The following is a 16,506-nucleotide window of genomic DNA, read 5'->3' as shown; positions in this document are numbered from 1 at the left end:
GCTACGAACCACCTGCGTCATCGGGTCGCTCACGATGTTGCCCCCACCGACCCCAATGGGTTACTTCCTGCACAGGCTTACGCTTCGGTTCCGACCAGCGCCCACGCGCGGGATAGCCCAGCGGGATCAGCGCCATCGTCCGCGCGTTCTCCGGCAACCCGAGAAGCGCCGCGACTTCGCTCTCGTGGAAGGCGTGCAGCGAGGTCAACGTCGAGCCGATCCCATACGCTCGGGCCGCCAGCATGAGGTGCTGCACCGCGCCATAGATCGAGGCACCCGCCAGCGGGGACTCGGATACCTCGGTCAAGACCGGAAAGACGAAGACCGGGGCTTCTTGCAAATGTGCCGCCAGGTACTCCGCGCTACCGTGCACCGACGCTGTCAGCCCGGAATCGGCGGACTGGGCGGTAGGAACTGCGTTCCCGTAGACACGTTCCCAGCCATCTCGGTACCAGTCCGCGATGGTTTGCTTGACTTGCGGATCGGTCACGACCACCCAGCCCCAGCCCTGCGAGTTACCGCCGGACGGGCCTCTGATCGCAGCATCGAGCAGATCCCACAGCACCGACTCGTCAATCGGGTCCGGCTCGAGGTAGCGCCGTGCGGGGGTGGAATGTAGAGCGTCGAACAGATCGAGAGCCGGGCGTTCGGGCATGCAACCTCCAGTGATCGTTCGGTGACCCTTTGCGGCTGCTGACGCCGCGACGGGAAACCATGTCCTGTACCCGTTTCCGGCGAAAATACCGGTCAGACGGATAGGTGATGGTGGCCCCGCGAGGTGAAGCAACTTCACCCTACGGGGCGGCCACACCCACCGCGAACCGCCGCGCCTTGAACGAACCCGCAATAATCCAGGATGACACGCGCCGTGCAGAAAGCACTTGCTCGGTCTTTGAATACTCTTGCTGTCACTGCCTTTTCGTCTTCTACGGCCGCGGTGTGGGACAGGACCACCACTGCTTCCGCGAGACATTCGCAATCGTCGAAAACCTCGGCCTTGGCCTCAGCGACGGCACCGATGCGCCTCGCACCAGCGACGCCATCGTCAACGAGACCCGTTCCGCCCTCAGGACTTTGGGATTGCACGGCGGATCCGGAATGGGAATCCGCGCACTACGACGCGATCAGCAATCCGTCGATCCAACAGGTCACGGTGCTCGACGGGCACCACTATCTGTTCCACGCTGTGCCGCCCGATCCCGCCCTAGGCGGATCACACCTGGCCTGCCGGTGGAGATTGATGCCCACGGTCCCGTCGAGCTCCCGTGTCACTTGCAGCCTTCTGGGTATAGCAGTGAAGCGATGCGATAGCTCCCTGACGTATCAGGGCATAACGATGCGGAGAACTGATGGCCACAAACAAGATTCTGATCATCGTTACCAATGCCGACCAGTTCGAGAAAGTCGGCTTCCGAACCGGGCTGTGGCTCAGCGAGCTGACGCACTTCTGGGACGTCGCGGAAGAGGCGGGCTACCTGCTGGACATCGCCAGCCCCTCGGGCGGCAAGGTCCCGCTCGATCCAGAGAGCCTGCTCTTCACAGAGCTCGGCGATGCCGTCGGATTGAAGGGCAAAGTCGCCAAACGATATGAAGACAGGGACTTCATGAACCTCCTGGACACGACGCGGAACGTGTCCGATGTCGACAGCGCCTCCTACGATGCGATCTATCTGACGGGCGGGCACGGGGTGATGTTCGACTTCACCGACTGCCCCGCGCTCGCTGACCTGATCGCCCGGTTCTATGAATCCGGGAAGGTTGTCTCAGCGGTGTGTCACGGCCCGAGTGGGTTGCTCGATGTGCGGCTGCCCTCGGGCGAGCTCCTGGTGAAAGGCAAGGCGCTCACCGGATTTTCATGGCCGGAGGAGAAGGTCGCGAAGCGAGATCAGGCTGTTCCGTTCGACCTGGAAGAGGAGCTGAAGAAGCGCGACGCCGCGTACAGCAAGGGTCTGGTTCCTTTCAGGCCCCATCTGGTCGAGGATGGGAATCTGATTACCGGCCAGAATCCGAAGAGCGCCAAAGTGGTGGCCGAAGCAGTGGTGAAGAAACTCAGGCAGGTCCGCGACAGCCGGCCATGATCTGCCACAGACCGGGCATCAACGAACCGACTGCCCGGGGTCCGGCTGTGCATACAGCAAGCTGGTGATCACGCGACGAATCTGCCCGACCGCATCTTCGATCGAGCCTCGCGGCTGGTAAAGGTGACTGAGGGTCAGCCGGACCAGGACTTCGACGGAGTCTTCCCGTACCGAGTCACCGACTACCTCTGCCGAGTACTGTTCACGCACCACAGCATCGATCACGCTCACGGCGCGGGCGAGCACCGTCTCGGGATCCGCCACCAGAAACGGGAGTAATCCGCCGTCCTGCCCCTCGCGTTCGATGAGAATTGCCTTGAGCAGCGCGTTATCCGAGCCGAACTGCAGAGCGAACTCGGCGGCCTGGACCATGCCCGCCACCGCATCGTCTGCATGCGCGCGAAGACCATCGACGACACCCGCCAGGAACACATCGGCTTCGCGGGCGACCAGCGCTTCCCCGAACGCCTGTTTCGACCCGAACTCCTTATAGAGTGCCGGACGATTGATCCCGACCTCCTTGGCAATGCTCGATATCTTCACCGCAGACCACCCATCGGAGCACACAATCCGGCGCGCCACATCGAGTGATCGCTCCCGCAGGAGTTGCCGCATCTCAGCCTGGAAACTCACCGTCTCAGCCACCCGGCCATCGTACATCCTTGGCCAAGAATGTCTGAATTTCAACAAACTTCATCCTGATGTATTCAATCAATGCATCTCGACTAGCAGTGTCTTGAGCCTCGCCGACCGGATACAGATCCGGTGCCCGCGAAGAGAGGTCCCGGAGAACCGGGGAAGTTCAGTGATCGCCGCTCTTGTTTGCGTTCTGGTCGAGAAGTGCCGCGACTGCCTGGGTCAGTTGTGACACCTGGTCGCGCAGTTCTCGTATCTCGGCTTCTTGCCGCTCCACATGCCCCGCGGATCCATCAGCTTTCGCGCCTGCATCGCTGTCAACGTCAGCGACGGACGAGGACCCGGCGCGGTCAGCACCGCTCTTGCCGGAGGTTGACGATGCCGAGGCCTCACCGGCTTCAGGATTCACGTCGAGGGCCGACACACCATCCAACAGCGACTTCGCAACGCCCGTTGAAGTGCGTAGCAAGTCCGCGAGAAGATTTGACCTGCCTCCCGGTGCACTCCGCGCCTGCCGACTCAGTACCTGCGCGAGCACTTCCTCAGTGCGATCGACGCCCGTGTCGTGGTCGAGTACCACAACTTCGACGCCACCCTCCACCAGCTCTGCGACTTGATCCAGGGTGGTGAACTTACCTCGAACCGTGTCGTAGAGCTTTCGATTCGAATACCGTTTGATCAGGTACTTGCCGCTCCCGGCATCACCCAGATGATCTCCTTTAGACATACACCACTCCCTCGCCGCACCGTTTACACAAAGCATAGTCGTGCGTAAACGGCGCCTCAACGAGCCATCGCCCGGCGGAGATGTCATATCCTCCGCTCGGGCGTGGCGCGATTCAGGCTACGGGCCTACTTGCGAATACGGGCGAGTTCCTCGACCTGCTCGGTCAGGCTACGCACGTGCTTGCGCAGCGATTCGATGTCCTCGTCACCGGGGGTGACCTTCTCGCGCGCCGTCTCGACACGATTGCGCGCATCCTTCTCGACCCGGCCGGCCGTGTCGAGCAGGTCGTCGACCAAGCCCTTTGTCGAATCGACCACCGACGAGAGGAAGCTGGTGAGGTGCGCCTGGGTGTTCTCGACCTTCTCCGAGGACCCTTCACTACCGGACTTGGTGGAATTGGTTGCCATGGTGGTTCGCTCCTTGAGTGAATGATTCGCGATTGCGTAAAACCGAGTTTACGCATCGCGTCATAATTACGCAACGCGTTGTGACACAGGGCATAGCTAATGGACCAGGTTCTCCATGACGACTACCTGCAGGTCGCCCACGAGGAAGCCGAGGACTGCCCCGACGAGGATGAGGGTCCTCTCGTCTGCTTGGAACGCGGGCCGCAGCACTCCCTCGAACTCCTCGGGCGTCATCGCGACCATCTTCTCGACCATCAGCTCGCGAATCCCCAGAGCGCGGTCAAGATACTCTTCGGCTGGACCATCGAGCAGCTTCGGCAAAGCCTCTACCAGCTCGGTGGCCGCAGCATGAGACATCGGCGCGATCTGCATCGCATCAAGGCCGACGCCGGTGATGGCGCGCAATGGGGCGCTCACCGGACGAGCCGCCGCGCCCAGCAACTTGCCGATTCCGAGTTTGCCGAACCCCAAATCGCCGAGGATTTGCAACTCGTTCACCTGAGTCGCAACAAATCTGTCGAGGTCACCAAGCTCAGTGCGCACCGCGTCTTCTACGACCGTGGCCACCAAACCGACAAGCTCGCGCTGATGTGGCCCGTTGAACAAGCCTCGCACCAGTCGGTCAGCGGTGAGTACGCGACTCGCGATCAGAACGGCGTACTCCTGAGACACCGGAATACGGTTCTTGAGGAACAAGCCATGCCATTTGATGACACCGAGGTACTTTTTCGGCTCTTTCGGGTTGAAGATCAACCGCAGCGCAGCCCAATCGGTGAACCAACCCGTGAACAGGCCGAACAGAGGCATCATCACCGGGCTACGGAAGATCAGCCACACCATGACTTGTACCAGGCCGATCGCGAAGCCGAACACCAGGCCACTGCGCCGGATGAACGCAAACTCACGCCGACCCACTTCCAAGAACATCTTTTCCAGCGTGTCGGGGTCGGAGAGAAATTCTCTGGTGACCATCGTCTGCAGGTCGAAGACCTCGTCGATATGGTCGGTCAAAGATTCGGTCAGCGCAACAACCGCGTCGAGTGCGGCCCGCTGCGCTTGTTCGACTACCAGGTCCCGTGCGGGCGCCGGCAGTAGATTCCATGCAGCCGGCTGATAGTCGGCAGCGACGCCTTTGATGATGCGAGCAACCTCGATGCGTAACGGCCGCTCGATCAGAGCCGCGAGTTCGGCACCGTCGACTCGGTCGATGATCTCCTGGGCGGAGATCAAACGTCCGGTAAGGGTAGAACAGAGGACCTCGACCATCTCCGGCGCTCGTTTCGGAACGATGCCTTGCCACCCGAACGCACCGAAACCGATGAACTTGTGCGGCCGAAACATCATCTTGATGGCGACGATCTTGGTACCGTAGCCGATCAATGCCGCGATCAGCGGCATCGTGGAGTAGATCCACCAGTGCTCGGCGAAGTCATCGACCATCTCGGGCAATGACTGCACATTCACCGAAAAGAAGCTGGACCACTGCACTCGTCTCTCCCGCCTCACAACACGACCCGTAACCGGAATCGACAGATCGATCATAACGTCGGATGGGCTCTCGCGGATTCGAACTAGAATTACGCTCAGGCTCTTCTGCGCCTCTGTATAGACCGTCTATCTGAGTCGCAAATTAGCACCATTTCACTAAAGCGAAAAAGACCCCGACCGGACTCGCAATGGAAAGTCGCCACATTCCACTCGCACGGCGTTTCCAGGGCTCGTCCGTGCGCGGAAACTCGCTCAGCCATTGATCTAGCCGTGCGGAACCGTCTCGAGCGTTTCGGTGGGCTGGCCGCTGCCGGCGTAGTTCGCCATCACCTGAGTGTCGTCGGAGGAATCCAGCGATTCGCGGATCGCCACCTGCGCCGCGTGCGGCAGCGTGTGGATGATCTCGCGCACGCGCGCCTGACGGCGGAACACGGCCTGGCGGGCCGGCATGCCGGGCTCGGCCTTCATCTGCGGGATGATGCCGTCGATCTCCTCGGCGCCACCGTGGTGGTGACCGGCGTCGACGAGGGCCTGCTCGCGCGCCATCTGCGCCTCGTCCTTCTCCTCCGACATACCGATCGGGCCGATCATGCGGCCGTTGAGGAACTGCTTGACCACCGGCTCCTCGCTGGTGAGCAGCACCTCACGGGGGCCGAACATCACCAGCTGACGGCGGAAGAGCATGCCGATGTTGTCCGGCACGGTGCGGGCCAGGTTGATGTTGTGCGTCACGATCAGGATCGTGGCGTCGATCTGCGCGTTGATGTTGAGCAGCAGCTGCGCCAGGTACGAGGTACGCACCGGGTCCAGGCCCGAGTCGGGCTCGTCGACGAGGATGATCTGCGGGTCGAGGACCAGCGCGCGGGCCAGCCCGGCGCGCTTGCGCATACCGCCGGAGATCTCGCCGGGCAGCTTGCCCTCGGCGCCGAGCAGACCGGTCAGCTCGAGCTTCTCCATGACCACGCGGCGGATCTCGGATTCCGTCTTCTTCGTGTGCTCACGAAGCGGGAAAGCGATGTTGTCGTACAAATTCATCGAGCCGAACAGCGCACCGTCCTGGAAAAGGACGCCGAACAGTTTGCGGATCTCGTAGAGCTCCTTGTTGGAGCAGGTCATGATGTCGGTGCCATCGATGAAGATGGACCCGCGCTCGGGCCGCAGCAGACCGATGAGCGACTTCAGGAACACCGACTTACCCGTACCCGAAGGGCCGAGCAACGCACTGACCTCACCCGAAGGGAGCGTGATCGACACGTCCTGCCAAATTCGCTGGGAACCGAAGGATTTAGTTACACCCTCGGTCCTGACCTCGACGCCCATCAGTAATCCTCACTCACACCGGTGTGATATCGGAGATCAACCACTGATCGCCGGACTCGATCATGGTCACCCGTACGCGACTGCCGTCGAGGCGCGGGCCCGGCATGCTGGCGCTCTTCGTAGTCTGATTCAGGAACATCAGCACGGTCACTTCGTTCTCGTCTGCCTTGACGACCGCGGCCTCTGCGACGGCAGCCTCGGTCGTGATCGAATCCTTGTGCGCAGCCGGGATGATCACGGCAGTGCCGAGCTCGGCGAAATCGTTCTTGAACGTCCCGGTCAGGTTTTCGGCGCGCTTACGGAATTCCGTGTCGATGGTGTTGAAGTCGTAGGACAACACCAGCGGAATGCGATTCTTGGCTGAATCCATTGCTGCCAGTGACGATGTTTCGACGGATTGGACGTTATTCATCCGCACGGCCAGAATAGCGACAGTTACTGCAGCGGTCACTGTCAACGCGAAAACGATCGCGACGCTCGATACGAGCACCTTTGCGGGCCAGCCCGCTATGTGCCCGATCACCCCGGATGGCCATACCTTCAGCCGAACGAAGAAACCGCGCGGTGCGGCGGTATTTTCCGCCGAATCGGTGATGATACTCATGCAACGAACTCCACGTTTGATACGAGCCACTCGGACCCGTTCTTTTCCAGGGTCATTTTCATTCTGTATACCCGCATTTGCCCTTCGGGCACCTCGGTATTCTTGACCGTCGATGTGACGGCGGCGATGATCACGGCGCGATCGTCGCCGACCGATACGATTCCCGCTTCCTTCACTTCACCGGACGATTCGACCTGCCCTTGCGTGAGGACCGAGGAGAATGTTCCCGATACCTTGTCGAATTGATCGCGAAACGACCCGGTGGAATTCGCCGCGATGGTGTCGAGATTCTCTTTCGCCGACGTGTGATTGAGGGAGACCAGCTCCGCCGCCACCCTGCGTCCCGTATCCAGAACGATCCGGTCGCGTTCGCTCGCCTGTTCGGATGCGCGGACATCGGTGAACAGTTTCACCGCCCCGCCGAGCGCGGCGAACATCGCCACTGTGAGGACGATCAACGCCGCGGCGACTCGACGCCGACGTTGACCACCGATCTCGTGTGCGGCAGTGTCGACCTCCGAACCTGCTGTGGCCGTGGTCGAATCGTCGATCGAACGATCGTCGACCTCGTCTACTTGATCAACAGCGATTGCCATCTCATGACTTCCTTTCCAGATACTGATGGTGCGTTGCCGAGGACGTAGGTGATCCCGTCCGGGCCTCGGAATATCCCGCTGAGCTCGGCGTACGGTACGGCTGCTGGGTTGTCCGCGGAGAGCACCGGGTCGGCTGCCGCCGTGGGTGCCGCCTGCGGTTGCGCAGGTGGGGCCGGCTCGACCACACCGGGACGCTGCGGCATGTCGGACCACGTCGACGGCAGCCCGCGCGGGCAGTTCGCTACGTCAGCGGTACGAACCGTCGGATCGGTGGCGCAGGGCAGGTTGCGGGCACCGCGGGCGACTTTCGGGTTCTCGGGGAGGACGTCGCAGTGCTGATTCGGCGTGACCTCGAGCGGAGCTGTGTCGGAGGGGTCACGCCGTTGGGTGCCCTGATAGCCCTCGGTGCATGGGGGTGGATTGAGCGTGTTACCGAGTTTGATGTCGAGCGGCAGCGGCAACTGGGGATCGGAGTTGTCGGAGTACCCGACAGCGCTGTTGTTGACGACGGCACTCAGAGCTGGGTAGACGACCATGATCTGGCGCAGTTGCGGAAGATTTACCCGCAACACCTGCCCCACTGTCTGCAGATCTGTGAGCAGTAGCGGCAACGGTTCGCTCAGATCGGCGAAGGTACCGCCGACAGTATCGGCGGCGGGCGGCCCTTCATCGAGGATGCCCCGTATCTGGGTGTCGTTGAGGACGAGTTGCTGACTGAACGACGCAAGATCGTGCGTGAACGAGCGAATATCGCTTCCGACCACGTTCCCTGTCGTCAACAGCGACTCTGCATCATTGATCAGCTGGACCGTCGGCCCCAGATCTGCCTGCGCGAGGCGAATAAGATCTGCTGAGGATTCGATGAGCCCCGACAATGCGGGACCGGTTCCGTCGAGTGCGGCCGCCACCTCGTCGATCGTGTTGTTCAGGCTCTCGGTCCGGATATCGGTCAGCAGGGTCTGGAGATTGCCGAGCACCTGCCCGGTCGGCACCGGGACGGCTGTTCGATTCTTCGCGATGCGGGAACCGTCGGCCAGGTACGGCTGCGAGTTCGTATCCGGTTGCAGGTCGAGGTATTGCTCGCCCACCGCCGACATGCTCTTGATGGTTGCCGTCGTCGACGCAGGCACCCGGTAGTCGGACTCGAGCTGGAGCCGTACTTCAACGGTGGTGCCGTTGAGTTCGATTCCGGTGACCCGACCGATATCGAGGCCGCGATAAGTGACGAGTGCGTCTTCATAGATCCCGCCCGCCTCGGTGAATTCCGCGGTGACCGTATACGTGCCGATACCGGTCAATCGCTGGATGCTCACATAGTGCACGAGACCGTACACGAGGCTGGCCACGGCCAGGACGGCGAAAACGATCAATTGTCCTCGGACAAGTCTGGTTCTCATCATCGACCCCAAGTCTCCGGTGCGTGGGTGGGTTCTGTCGGCGCGGTCATCGGGTTCACCAAACGGCCGGGGTCACCGGGCAGCAGATCGCGCAGTGGAATGCTGCCGAGCATTTTGTTCTGGATCGCTTCGAGGCTGAGGTCCACGGTGAGGAACAGATTCAGATAGTCGCCGCGAAGTCCGTCCATCGCGGTCACGGGGAACGGGACGCTCGCAGCGAGCAACAGGCTTTCGGGAAGATCCTTTCCCGAATTGGCCAGCTCGGTCAGGACCGGCTGCAGGCTTTGCAGGTTGGCGGCCAGATCGGCGCGGCTGCTGCGCAACACCTCAGCAGCTTGTGCGCCGAACCGGCCGACACTGTCGAGCATCGTGACCAGCTGTCCGCGCTGCTCTTCGAGCACTGCCAACGCCGGTTGGATCTGTTCGATGCCGGCGACAAGTGTCGCGTTCTGCTCGGCCAGCGACTGTGCGAGGCCGTCCAGGCTGTCGATAGCTCTGACGATGTTGTCGCGTTGGGCATCCAGACCGCCGACGAAGGTCTCGATGCGGCCAACCGCACTGTTGACGGACTCCTCCCGGCCCCCGACGGCCTGGTTGAGTTCACTCATGATCGTCCGGACCTGTTGCAGGCCACTACCGTTGAGCAGCAGCGACAGCGCCGCGAGGACCTCTTCAGTGGCGGGGTACTCGTAGCTGTCGCCGAGCGCGATGGTGTCACCGTCGGCGAGTCGCCCGGTTGCAGATGCCGTCGGCGGGGTGGTCAGCTCCAAATACTGCGAGCCGAGCACACTGGTCTGCGCGAGCTGCGCGGTGACGTTTCTCGACAGCGTTACCGATTCGTCGATGTCGACAGTCGCGATGGCTGTGTAGCCGTCGACCTCGATACGCCGGATAATTCCGACCGTCACGTTGTCGGCTTTGACAATCGAATTGCCGACGAGGTTCTGCACATCTCGCAGTTCTACGCGAACGGTGTAGCTTTCGTCGCCGATGGCGTTGTTGGGCAATGGAATCGAGTTAGGACCATCGAACCGGCAACCGGAAATCAAGATGGACGAAACAAGAGCCGTTACCAGGATCGTCGATGCATGACGGATTCTCAACGTCCACCTCCCAGACCTGGAATGAGGAGCCCGGGCAGAAGATTCGCTGGGGCGGGAGCCGGTGCCACCGGTTGGGGTTGGGCAGCGCGTACCGCAGCACCGAACAGATCGCCGAACTTGTCGCTCGCGCGCGAGCATTCCTGCTGTGGCGCATTCGCGGTCGTCAGTAAGGCACAGATGAACGACATCGGCTCGGGGAAGTCGGCGACTGACACAGCAGCGGTCAGCGTCCGGGAGTCGGGGTCGTAGATGTTGTACAGGTCCGCGAGCGCGGTAGGTGCGGTGTGCAGAATCTGGGCGAGGTCGTCCTGCCGAGTGGCCAGCAGGCCGGAGATCCGCTGCAATTCGGCGACATCGTGCTGCAGCGCCGAACGGTTGTCGTGCACATAGGTTTGGATCTCGGGCAACATCGCATGCAGTGCCTGGAGTGCGGCGTCGAGTTGAGTGCGGTTGTCGTCGAGGAGACCGGATACGTCGGCGAGCTGCCCGGTGAACAGCCGGATCTGCTGGTCGCTCGCGGCCAGTGCGGAGACTACGGTCTGCAGATTCCGGACGGTCGAGAACAGGTCGGGCGCACCTTGGTCGATGGTCTGCAAGGCCGCGGACAGGTTCAGCAGGGTCTGTTTCAGGGTGGCACCGTTGCCCGACAAGGCCGCCGAGGTCGCCTCGGTGAATCTGCTGAGCGAGCCGTCGGCGCCTGGCCGATCCGGGCCGACTTCCGTGGCGAGCTGGTCGAGCTGGCGCTTGACCTGGTCGTACTCCACGGGTGCCGCTGTACGTTCCATCGGGATTTCGGCTCCGTTAGCGAGAGCCTGCCCGTCGGCGACACGATCGGTGGTGAGCTGGATGTAGCGACCGGAAACCAAGGTCGGTGCCACGATGACGGCATGGGTGTCGCTGGGGATGAATGTTTCCGCGTCGTAGGTGAATTCGACTCGAACCTTGTCGCCGATCGGCTCGATCCGGTAGATGGTTCCGATCGGGACGCCGCGGACGGTGACGTTGTCTCCGACATACATGCCGGCGGTGTTGGTGAAATAGGCCGTGGCGTGCTTGGTACTTTGACGGTCGACGACAGTCGCGATGACAATGACCAGTGCGGCCACTGCCACTGCGACGCCCAATATGCGTCCGGGCAGCGGAATCCGCCGGTCCGACGTTCGTTTGCGTATCATCGTCCTCCTCCAAGACTGCCCGGGCCCTGGCCGTGCAGGTTGACCGGAGTGATGTTCTGCAGCAGCACGTTGAAGAACGGTCCGCTGCCCACGACCTCCCCCAGTTGGATTGCGTACGGGCGCAGACCACTGATCGCGTCGTTGATATTGGTGTGGTTCTCGTTCAACAGCGCGATCAACTTTTCGAGTTCAGCCAGCGTGGGGGGTGTTGTCGCCGTGTTGTCCGCGACCAAGCCACGGAGCTCGTTGCTCACCTGGGTAACGGTGTAAAGCAAGCTTCTGATCGTCGCGGCTCGGTCGTTCAGCGCTGCGAACAACGTCCCACCGTCACTGATGAGCGCGGTCAGGTTCTGGTTGCGATCAGCGAGAATCCCGGAGACCGCGCTCGTTTCGGTGAACAGATCACGCACGGCCTGGTCACGATCGGCCACTGTGGCAGAAGCGCGCGAGATTCCGTCGAATGCCGACTGGAGGTTCTTCGGCAGATGTTCGGTCACAGTCGAGATGCTGTCGAGGGCATCGGACAACTTCTTCTTGTCGGTGCCCTCGAGCTTGCCGGTCAGTTGCGAGAGCGAATCGGTGATGTCGTAGCCAGAAGTGGTGCGGCTGAACGGAATCCGGTCGCCGAGCTCACCTCCCCCGTCGGGGCGAAGTTCGACGAATCGGCGCCCGAGCACCGTCTCGACCTTGATCGCCGCACCTGTGCGGTCGCCGAGACGACGGTCGCGGGTATCGGCGTCTACCTCTACATCGACGTGATCGCCGACCAACTGAATGGAGGTGACTTTGCCTACGGTGATCCCGGTGATCTGAACAGTGTCGCCCGGTTGAAGTCCGCTGGCGTCGGTGAATTCGACGACATAACTGCTCGATCCGGGCCATCCGGGAATCGATTGGTAATTGAAAACCAGCACGAGCAGCGCAACCAGTACCCCGGTTCCGATCCAGCCGAGCCGGATCGGGTCACGATCGAAGAAGGACTTCATCTCTCACTTACACCTATCTGCCGGCACCGTGAACATCGGCGTGGTCGAATGGCCGCCGCCGATCGCCGGGTAGCGAATGGCCACACCGCACAGAAAGAAGTTCACAAAACTGCCGTAGCCGCTGGCTCTGCCACCACGCCGATAGACCTCGGGCAGGTTGGTGAGCAGGAGCTGGAGCGTTTCGGAACTCGCGTTGAGGTTGCCCGCGGTGCGGCCCAACTGCTCGATATCGGCGGCGATGGACGGCCGGTTCTCCTCTAGCACTTGCGCTGTCTGCCCGCTCAGATCGTCGATCCCGACCAGTGCGCTGGTCAAGGTGTCGCGGTCGCTGTTGAGCCCGCTGACCAACTGCTGCAGGTTGGTCACCAGCGCACCGAATTGGTCTTCGCGGCCACTGACCGTACGCAATACCAGGTTGAGGTTGTCGATCAGCCTGCCGATCACCGCCTCCCGGTCGGCGATGGAATTACCGAGGGACCCAAGCTGTTCGACGATGGCCGAAATGCTCTGTTCACGCCCGTTGAGGACCGCGACCAACGATGCCGACAATTTGTTTGTTTCGTCCGGGTCGATTCCCTGCAGCAGCGGACGGAATCCGTTGACCAGTGCGTCGAGATCGAGCGCCGGGCTTGTTTGGGAGTCCGGGATCGTCTCGTTCTCCGGCCGCACCCCCGAACCATCAGCACGCACAGTCAGCTCGAGGTACCGGTCCCCGATGAGATTCTTGTATTTGATTGCGGCAGTGGCGGACCGCAGGAGCGCGACGTTGTCGTCCACCGTGAATTCCACCTCGACCAGGTCAGCCGACCCGAAGCCGATGTCTTCCACTTTCCCGACCACGACGCCGGCGAGTTTGACGTCCTCGCCCGTCCGAAGTCCCGACGCGCTGGAGAACAGCGCACGGTAAGTGTGGTGGGCGACGAAACGCAGATCACCGACCACGACGAACAGCGCCCCCGTGATCAAGGAGGTGACCACGACGAATGCCAGGAGTTTGAGGCCTTGCCGCCGGGGGGTCATCGGGTGAGTCCGTACAGCATCGCGGCGAACGGGTTTCCGAGCACATCCAGTGGTTCGCGGACCGGTCGGTAGGCATGCGAGCCGTCGTTGAAATCGATGTGTGGCGGCGGAGGTCCGCCCGGCCCCGCGGCGTAGTCATAGCAGGCGGGCGTCGAGTCCGCACCGTTGACGGGCAGATCGGCCGAGTTCCGATACGGCGGGTCACCCATCAAGAGCGTGCCGACGATGTTGAGGCCCGGTCGGCCACCGAGTGCCCGCTCGAGGACCCTGCGTGATTGGTTGAGGCTCGAGAGGAAGCATTGATAGGTGGGAGCGCGTTCGGCGAGTAGCCCGGTCGTCGGTTCCAGAGCGTCGAGTGCGCTGACCAAAGGGGTTCCTGCCTTGTCCAGTAGAGCCGATCCGTTGTTGCCGAAGGAGGTGAAGCTGAGCAGGAATGCGCTCAGGGCTGCTTGTCGGTCGACGACCGTCTGGCTCGTCGTCGTCAGGTTCGACACCGTGGTCATGAGGTCGGGCGTGACCGCTGCCAGCGTGTCCGCGTTGTCTGCGAGTAGCGGGATGTCGCGTTGCAGCGTCGGAATACTGTTGTTGAATTCGCCGAGGTAGCGGTCGATGTCGACGAGCAGATCGCCCAAGCGATCGCCACGTCCGTCGAGCGCGGTCGCGGCGGCGGTCAAGGTGGAGTTGACCTTTTGTGGATCGACGACGCGCAGGATTGCCAGCAGTGCTTTGAAGGTGTCGTTCACTTCGACCGTCACGGTTGCCGCATCGATCACCGACCCCATTTCGAGCGTCCTCACGGCGGGGTCGCTCGGCATGGTGAGAGCGACGAACTTGCGGCCGAACAAGGTCGTCGGCTCGATATACGCACCCACGTTGACGGGAAGCTTCGCGGCTTCGTCGGGATCCAGTTCCAAAGCGAGGACAGCGTGTTCGGCGTCCAGCTCGACCGCGCCGACCCGACCGATGACCACCCCGCTCACCTTGACATCCGACCCGGGCGCCATGAGCAGCCCCGCACGTTCAGCGTGCACGTACACGCGGACAGTAGGGATGAAGGTCCCGTTGTAGGAGGCAACCGCGAGCAGCGCCGCCACCACGAGAAAGGTCACCGAAAGCGCGCCAAGGGTCAGAGATTTGGTGCGCGAAGTCGCGGCGATCATCCGGACACCCGCACGGTGGAGTGGACGCCGCCGTATACGGCGACTCCGACGAGCAGATCGATGATCATGATGGCGATCAGGGATGTGCGAACAGCACGCCCGACCGCGACCCCGACCCCGGCCGGACCGCCTGACGCGTTATATCCGTGGTAACAGTGCACGCACATCACCACGACGGCGATGATCGTCACCTTCAGCAGTGACCACAGCACATCCTCGGGCACCAGAAAGAGGTTGAAGTAGTGCTCATACGTACCGGGTGACTGGTCGGAGAGAACCACACTGACGAATTCGGTCGAGGCGTACCCCATGAACAACGCGATCGCGTAGAGCGGTCCGACCGCGATGAGACCGGCCAGAATCCGGGTGGTGACGAGGTATGGCATGGATGGCACTGACATCACCTCGAGCGCGTCGATCTCCTCGCTCACCCGCATGGCACCCAGTTGGGCGGTGAATCCGGCGCCGACAGTGGCTGTCAAAGCGACTCCGGCGATCACCGGGATGGCTTCGCGGGTATTGAAGAAGGCTGAAATGAAGCCGGCCATCGCTTCCACACCCACTCGACCGAGCGAGCTGGTGCTCTGCTGGCCTACTTCGTAACCCGCTGCCGCAGTGAGGAATCCGACGACTACGACGGTGCCACCGATCACGGCCAGCGCACCGGTACCGAGACTGACTTCGGCCACAAGGCGGACAACTTCACGGCGGTAGCGCTTGAGTACCCGCGGGGTCCACGCAAGACTGCTGAGGTAGAACGACATCTGCTGTCCGATGCCCGATACTCCGTCCACCGGCGCTTTGGCGCCTTTGACGATTTTTCGAGCCATCGGCTTGGTACTGAGCGCGTCGGAGACGCTGTACGTTGAATTTTCGGTCATCTCGTCTTCCGATCAGTGCAGGGAGAGGGTGGTGATGATCGCGTTGGCGAAGAACAGCAAAACGAAGCTGAAGACCACTGTCTGGTTGACCGCGTCTCCCACGCCTTTCGGCCCACCCTTGACATTGAGGCCGAGGTGACAGGCGACCAGCCCGGCGAGCAGGCCGAAGATTGCGGCCTTGAGCTCGCTGATCAACAGGTCCGGAATGCCGGTCAGAATCGGTACGGCGGTAATGAACTGACCGGGAGTCGCGCCCTGGAGGTACACCGCGTACAAGTAGCCACCGGTCAAACCGACGGCTGTGACCAGGCCGTTGAGGAATAGCGCCACCGTTGTCGAGGCGAGGACCCGCGGGACGACCAGGCGCTGGATGGGGTCGATGCCGAGCACGCGCATCGCATCGATCTCTTCTCGAATCGTGCGTGATCCGAGGTCGGCGCAGATGGCGGTGGCCCCCGCGCCCGCTACTACCAAGACGGTGACAATCGGCCCGATCTCACGGATAACCGCCACGCCTGCCCCTGCACCGGACAGATCGATGGCGCCGATCTCGTTCAGCAACACATTGATCTGGAAAACGACCATGACGCAGAACGGAATTGCCATCAGCAGCGTCGGCACGATCGATACACCTGCGATGAACCATGCCTGCGCGATGAACTCCCGTAGCTGGAACGGACGGCTGGGTAGATGCCGGAAGGTTTCCAGCGCGGTCGCGTAGAACTCGCCAAGGACGCGCGGCGCGATGCGCGCATTCGCGGTTGCCGCCGCGGCCGCGCGCGACACCCTTGTCTCGGTTGGTGACATGTCGAACTCCATCCAAATCCGCCAGCCGGCAGTGACGACGGCCTTCCTCTGCTGAACCAGGTGGCCGCAATGACCAGGACATGCTCGCGACGTCGCCCGGACGACGCCCCGCCTCGTGAGC

At 62.0% G+C, this 16,506-nt stretch carries 17 protein-coding genes; 1 reads left to right on the top strand and 16 read right to left on the bottom strand.

Annotation, left to right across the window (positions count from 1 at the left end; translation table 11 throughout):
- Nucleotide 1: 1 nt before the first annotated feature.
- Nucleotides 2–655 (bottom strand): nitroreductase family protein, encoded by a 654-nt coding sequence (locus ACWZHB_RS07010; protein WP_427907105.1) that lies wholly within the window; start codon nucleotides 653–655, stop codon nucleotides 2–4.
- A 694-nt stretch (nucleotides 656–1,349) separates the two neighbouring features.
- Here ACWZHB_RS07010 and ACWZHB_RS07005 point away from each other — a divergent pair.
- Entirely contained in the window at nucleotides 1,350–2,078 is a 729-nt protein-coding gene (locus ACWZHB_RS07005; protein ID WP_427907104.1) for a type 1 glutamine amidotransferase domain-containing protein, read from the top strand.
- An 18-nt stretch (nucleotides 2,079–2,096) separates the two neighbouring features.
- Here ACWZHB_RS07005 and ACWZHB_RS07000 read toward each other — a convergent pair whose 3' ends face one another.
- The 15 genes from ACWZHB_RS07000 to ACWZHB_RS06930 all read right to left on the bottom strand — a co-directional run bounded on the left by ACWZHB_RS07000 (nucleotide 2,097) and on the right by ACWZHB_RS06930 (nucleotide 16,385).
- Nucleotides 2,097–2,723: a TetR family transcriptional regulator gene (locus ACWZHB_RS07000; protein WP_427907103.1), complete on the bottom strand. Its 627-nt coding sequence runs from the start codon at nucleotides 2,721–2,723 to the stop codon at nucleotides 2,097–2,099.
- A gap of 157 nt (nucleotides 2,724–2,880) precedes the next feature.
- Nucleotides 2,881–3,441 carry a polyhydroxyalkanoate synthesis regulator DNA-binding domain-containing protein gene (locus ACWZHB_RS06995; protein WP_427907102.1) on the bottom strand — a complete coding sequence of 187 codons (561 nt, stop codon included), beginning with the start codon at nucleotides 3,439–3,441 and terminating at the stop codon, nucleotides 2,881–2,883.
- Between the two features lie 125 nt (nucleotides 3,442–3,566).
- Complete coding sequence (locus ACWZHB_RS06990; RefSeq protein ID WP_427907101.1) at nucleotides 3,567–3,848, bottom strand: hypothetical protein; 282 nt, start codon at nucleotides 3,846–3,848, stop codon at nucleotides 3,567–3,569.
- Nucleotides 3,849–3,944: 96 nt separating this feature from the next.
- Nucleotides 3,945–5,336: a DUF445 domain-containing protein gene (locus ACWZHB_RS06985; protein ID WP_427907100.1), complete on the bottom strand. Its 1,392-nt coding sequence runs from the start codon at nucleotides 5,334–5,336 to the stop codon at nucleotides 3,945–3,947.
- A 264-nt stretch (nucleotides 5,337–5,600) separates the two neighbouring features.
- A complete protein-coding gene (locus ACWZHB_RS06980) occupies nucleotides 5,601–6,656 on the bottom strand; it encodes an ABC transporter ATP-binding protein (protein ID WP_427907099.1) in 1,056 nt (351 codons plus the stop codon).
- 13 nt (nucleotides 6,657–6,669) lie between these two features.
- Nucleotides 6,670–7,290, bottom strand: coding sequence for a hypothetical protein (locus ACWZHB_RS06975; RefSeq protein ID WP_427907098.1), 621 nt, complete (start codon nucleotides 7,288–7,290; stop codon nucleotides 6,670–6,672).
- On the bottom strand, nucleotides 7,257–7,856 hold the full coding sequence (locus tag ACWZHB_RS06970; protein WP_427907097.1) for a hypothetical protein: 600 nt from the start codon (nucleotides 7,854–7,856) through the stop codon (nucleotides 7,257–7,259). The genes ACWZHB_RS06975 and ACWZHB_RS06970 overlap by 34 nt, the downstream gene beginning before the upstream one ends.
- On the bottom strand, nucleotides 7,832–9,256 hold the full coding sequence (locus ACWZHB_RS06965; RefSeq protein ID WP_427907096.1) for an MCE family protein: 1,425 nt from the start codon (nucleotides 9,254–9,256) through the stop codon (nucleotides 7,832–7,834). The genes ACWZHB_RS06970 and ACWZHB_RS06965 overlap by 25 nt, the downstream gene beginning before the upstream one ends.
- Complete coding sequence (locus ACWZHB_RS06960; protein ID WP_427909103.1) at nucleotides 9,253–10,356, bottom strand: MCE family protein; 1,104 nt, start codon at nucleotides 10,354–10,356, stop codon at nucleotides 9,253–9,255. The genes ACWZHB_RS06965 and ACWZHB_RS06960 overlap by 4 nt, the downstream gene beginning before the upstream one ends.
- Nucleotides 10,353–11,531 (bottom strand): MCE family protein, encoded by a 1,179-nt coding sequence (locus tag ACWZHB_RS06955; protein ID WP_427907095.1) that lies wholly within the window; start codon nucleotides 11,529–11,531, stop codon nucleotides 10,353–10,355. Before ACWZHB_RS06955 ends, ACWZHB_RS06960 begins: the two co-directional genes overlap by 4 nt.
- On the bottom strand, nucleotides 11,528–12,517 hold the full coding sequence (locus tag ACWZHB_RS06950; protein ID WP_427907094.1) for an MCE family protein: 990 nt from the start codon (nucleotides 12,515–12,517) through the stop codon (nucleotides 11,528–11,530). Before ACWZHB_RS06950 ends, ACWZHB_RS06955 begins: the two co-directional genes overlap by 4 nt.
- Before the next feature lie 3 nt (nucleotides 12,518–12,520).
- Nucleotides 12,521–13,537: an MCE family protein gene (locus ACWZHB_RS06945; RefSeq protein ID WP_427907093.1), complete on the bottom strand. Its 1,017-nt coding sequence runs from the start codon at nucleotides 13,535–13,537 to the stop codon at nucleotides 12,521–12,523.
- The gene (locus ACWZHB_RS06940) at nucleotides 13,534–14,697 is read right to left on the bottom strand and encodes an MCE family protein (RefSeq protein WP_427907092.1); all 1,164 of its coding nucleotides are present in this window, start codon (nucleotides 14,695–14,697) and stop codon (nucleotides 13,534–13,536) included. The genes ACWZHB_RS06945 and ACWZHB_RS06940 overlap by 4 nt, the downstream gene beginning before the upstream one ends.
- A complete protein-coding gene (locus tag ACWZHB_RS06935; protein WP_427907091.1) occupies nucleotides 14,694–15,578 on the bottom strand; it encodes an MlaE family ABC transporter permease in 885 nt (294 codons plus the stop codon). The genes ACWZHB_RS06940 and ACWZHB_RS06935 overlap by 4 nt, the downstream gene beginning before the upstream one ends.
- Nucleotides 15,579–15,590: 12 nt before the next feature.
- Nucleotides 15,591–16,385 (bottom strand): MlaE family ABC transporter permease, encoded by a 795-nt coding sequence (locus ACWZHB_RS06930; protein WP_427907090.1) that lies wholly within the window; start codon nucleotides 16,383–16,385, stop codon nucleotides 15,591–15,593.
- Nucleotides 16,386–16,506 lie beyond the last annotated feature (121 nt).

It is taken from the genome of Nocardia sp. FBN12, from assembly GCF_054031145.1.
This window is presented reverse-complemented; position numbering and strand designations above follow the sequence as displayed.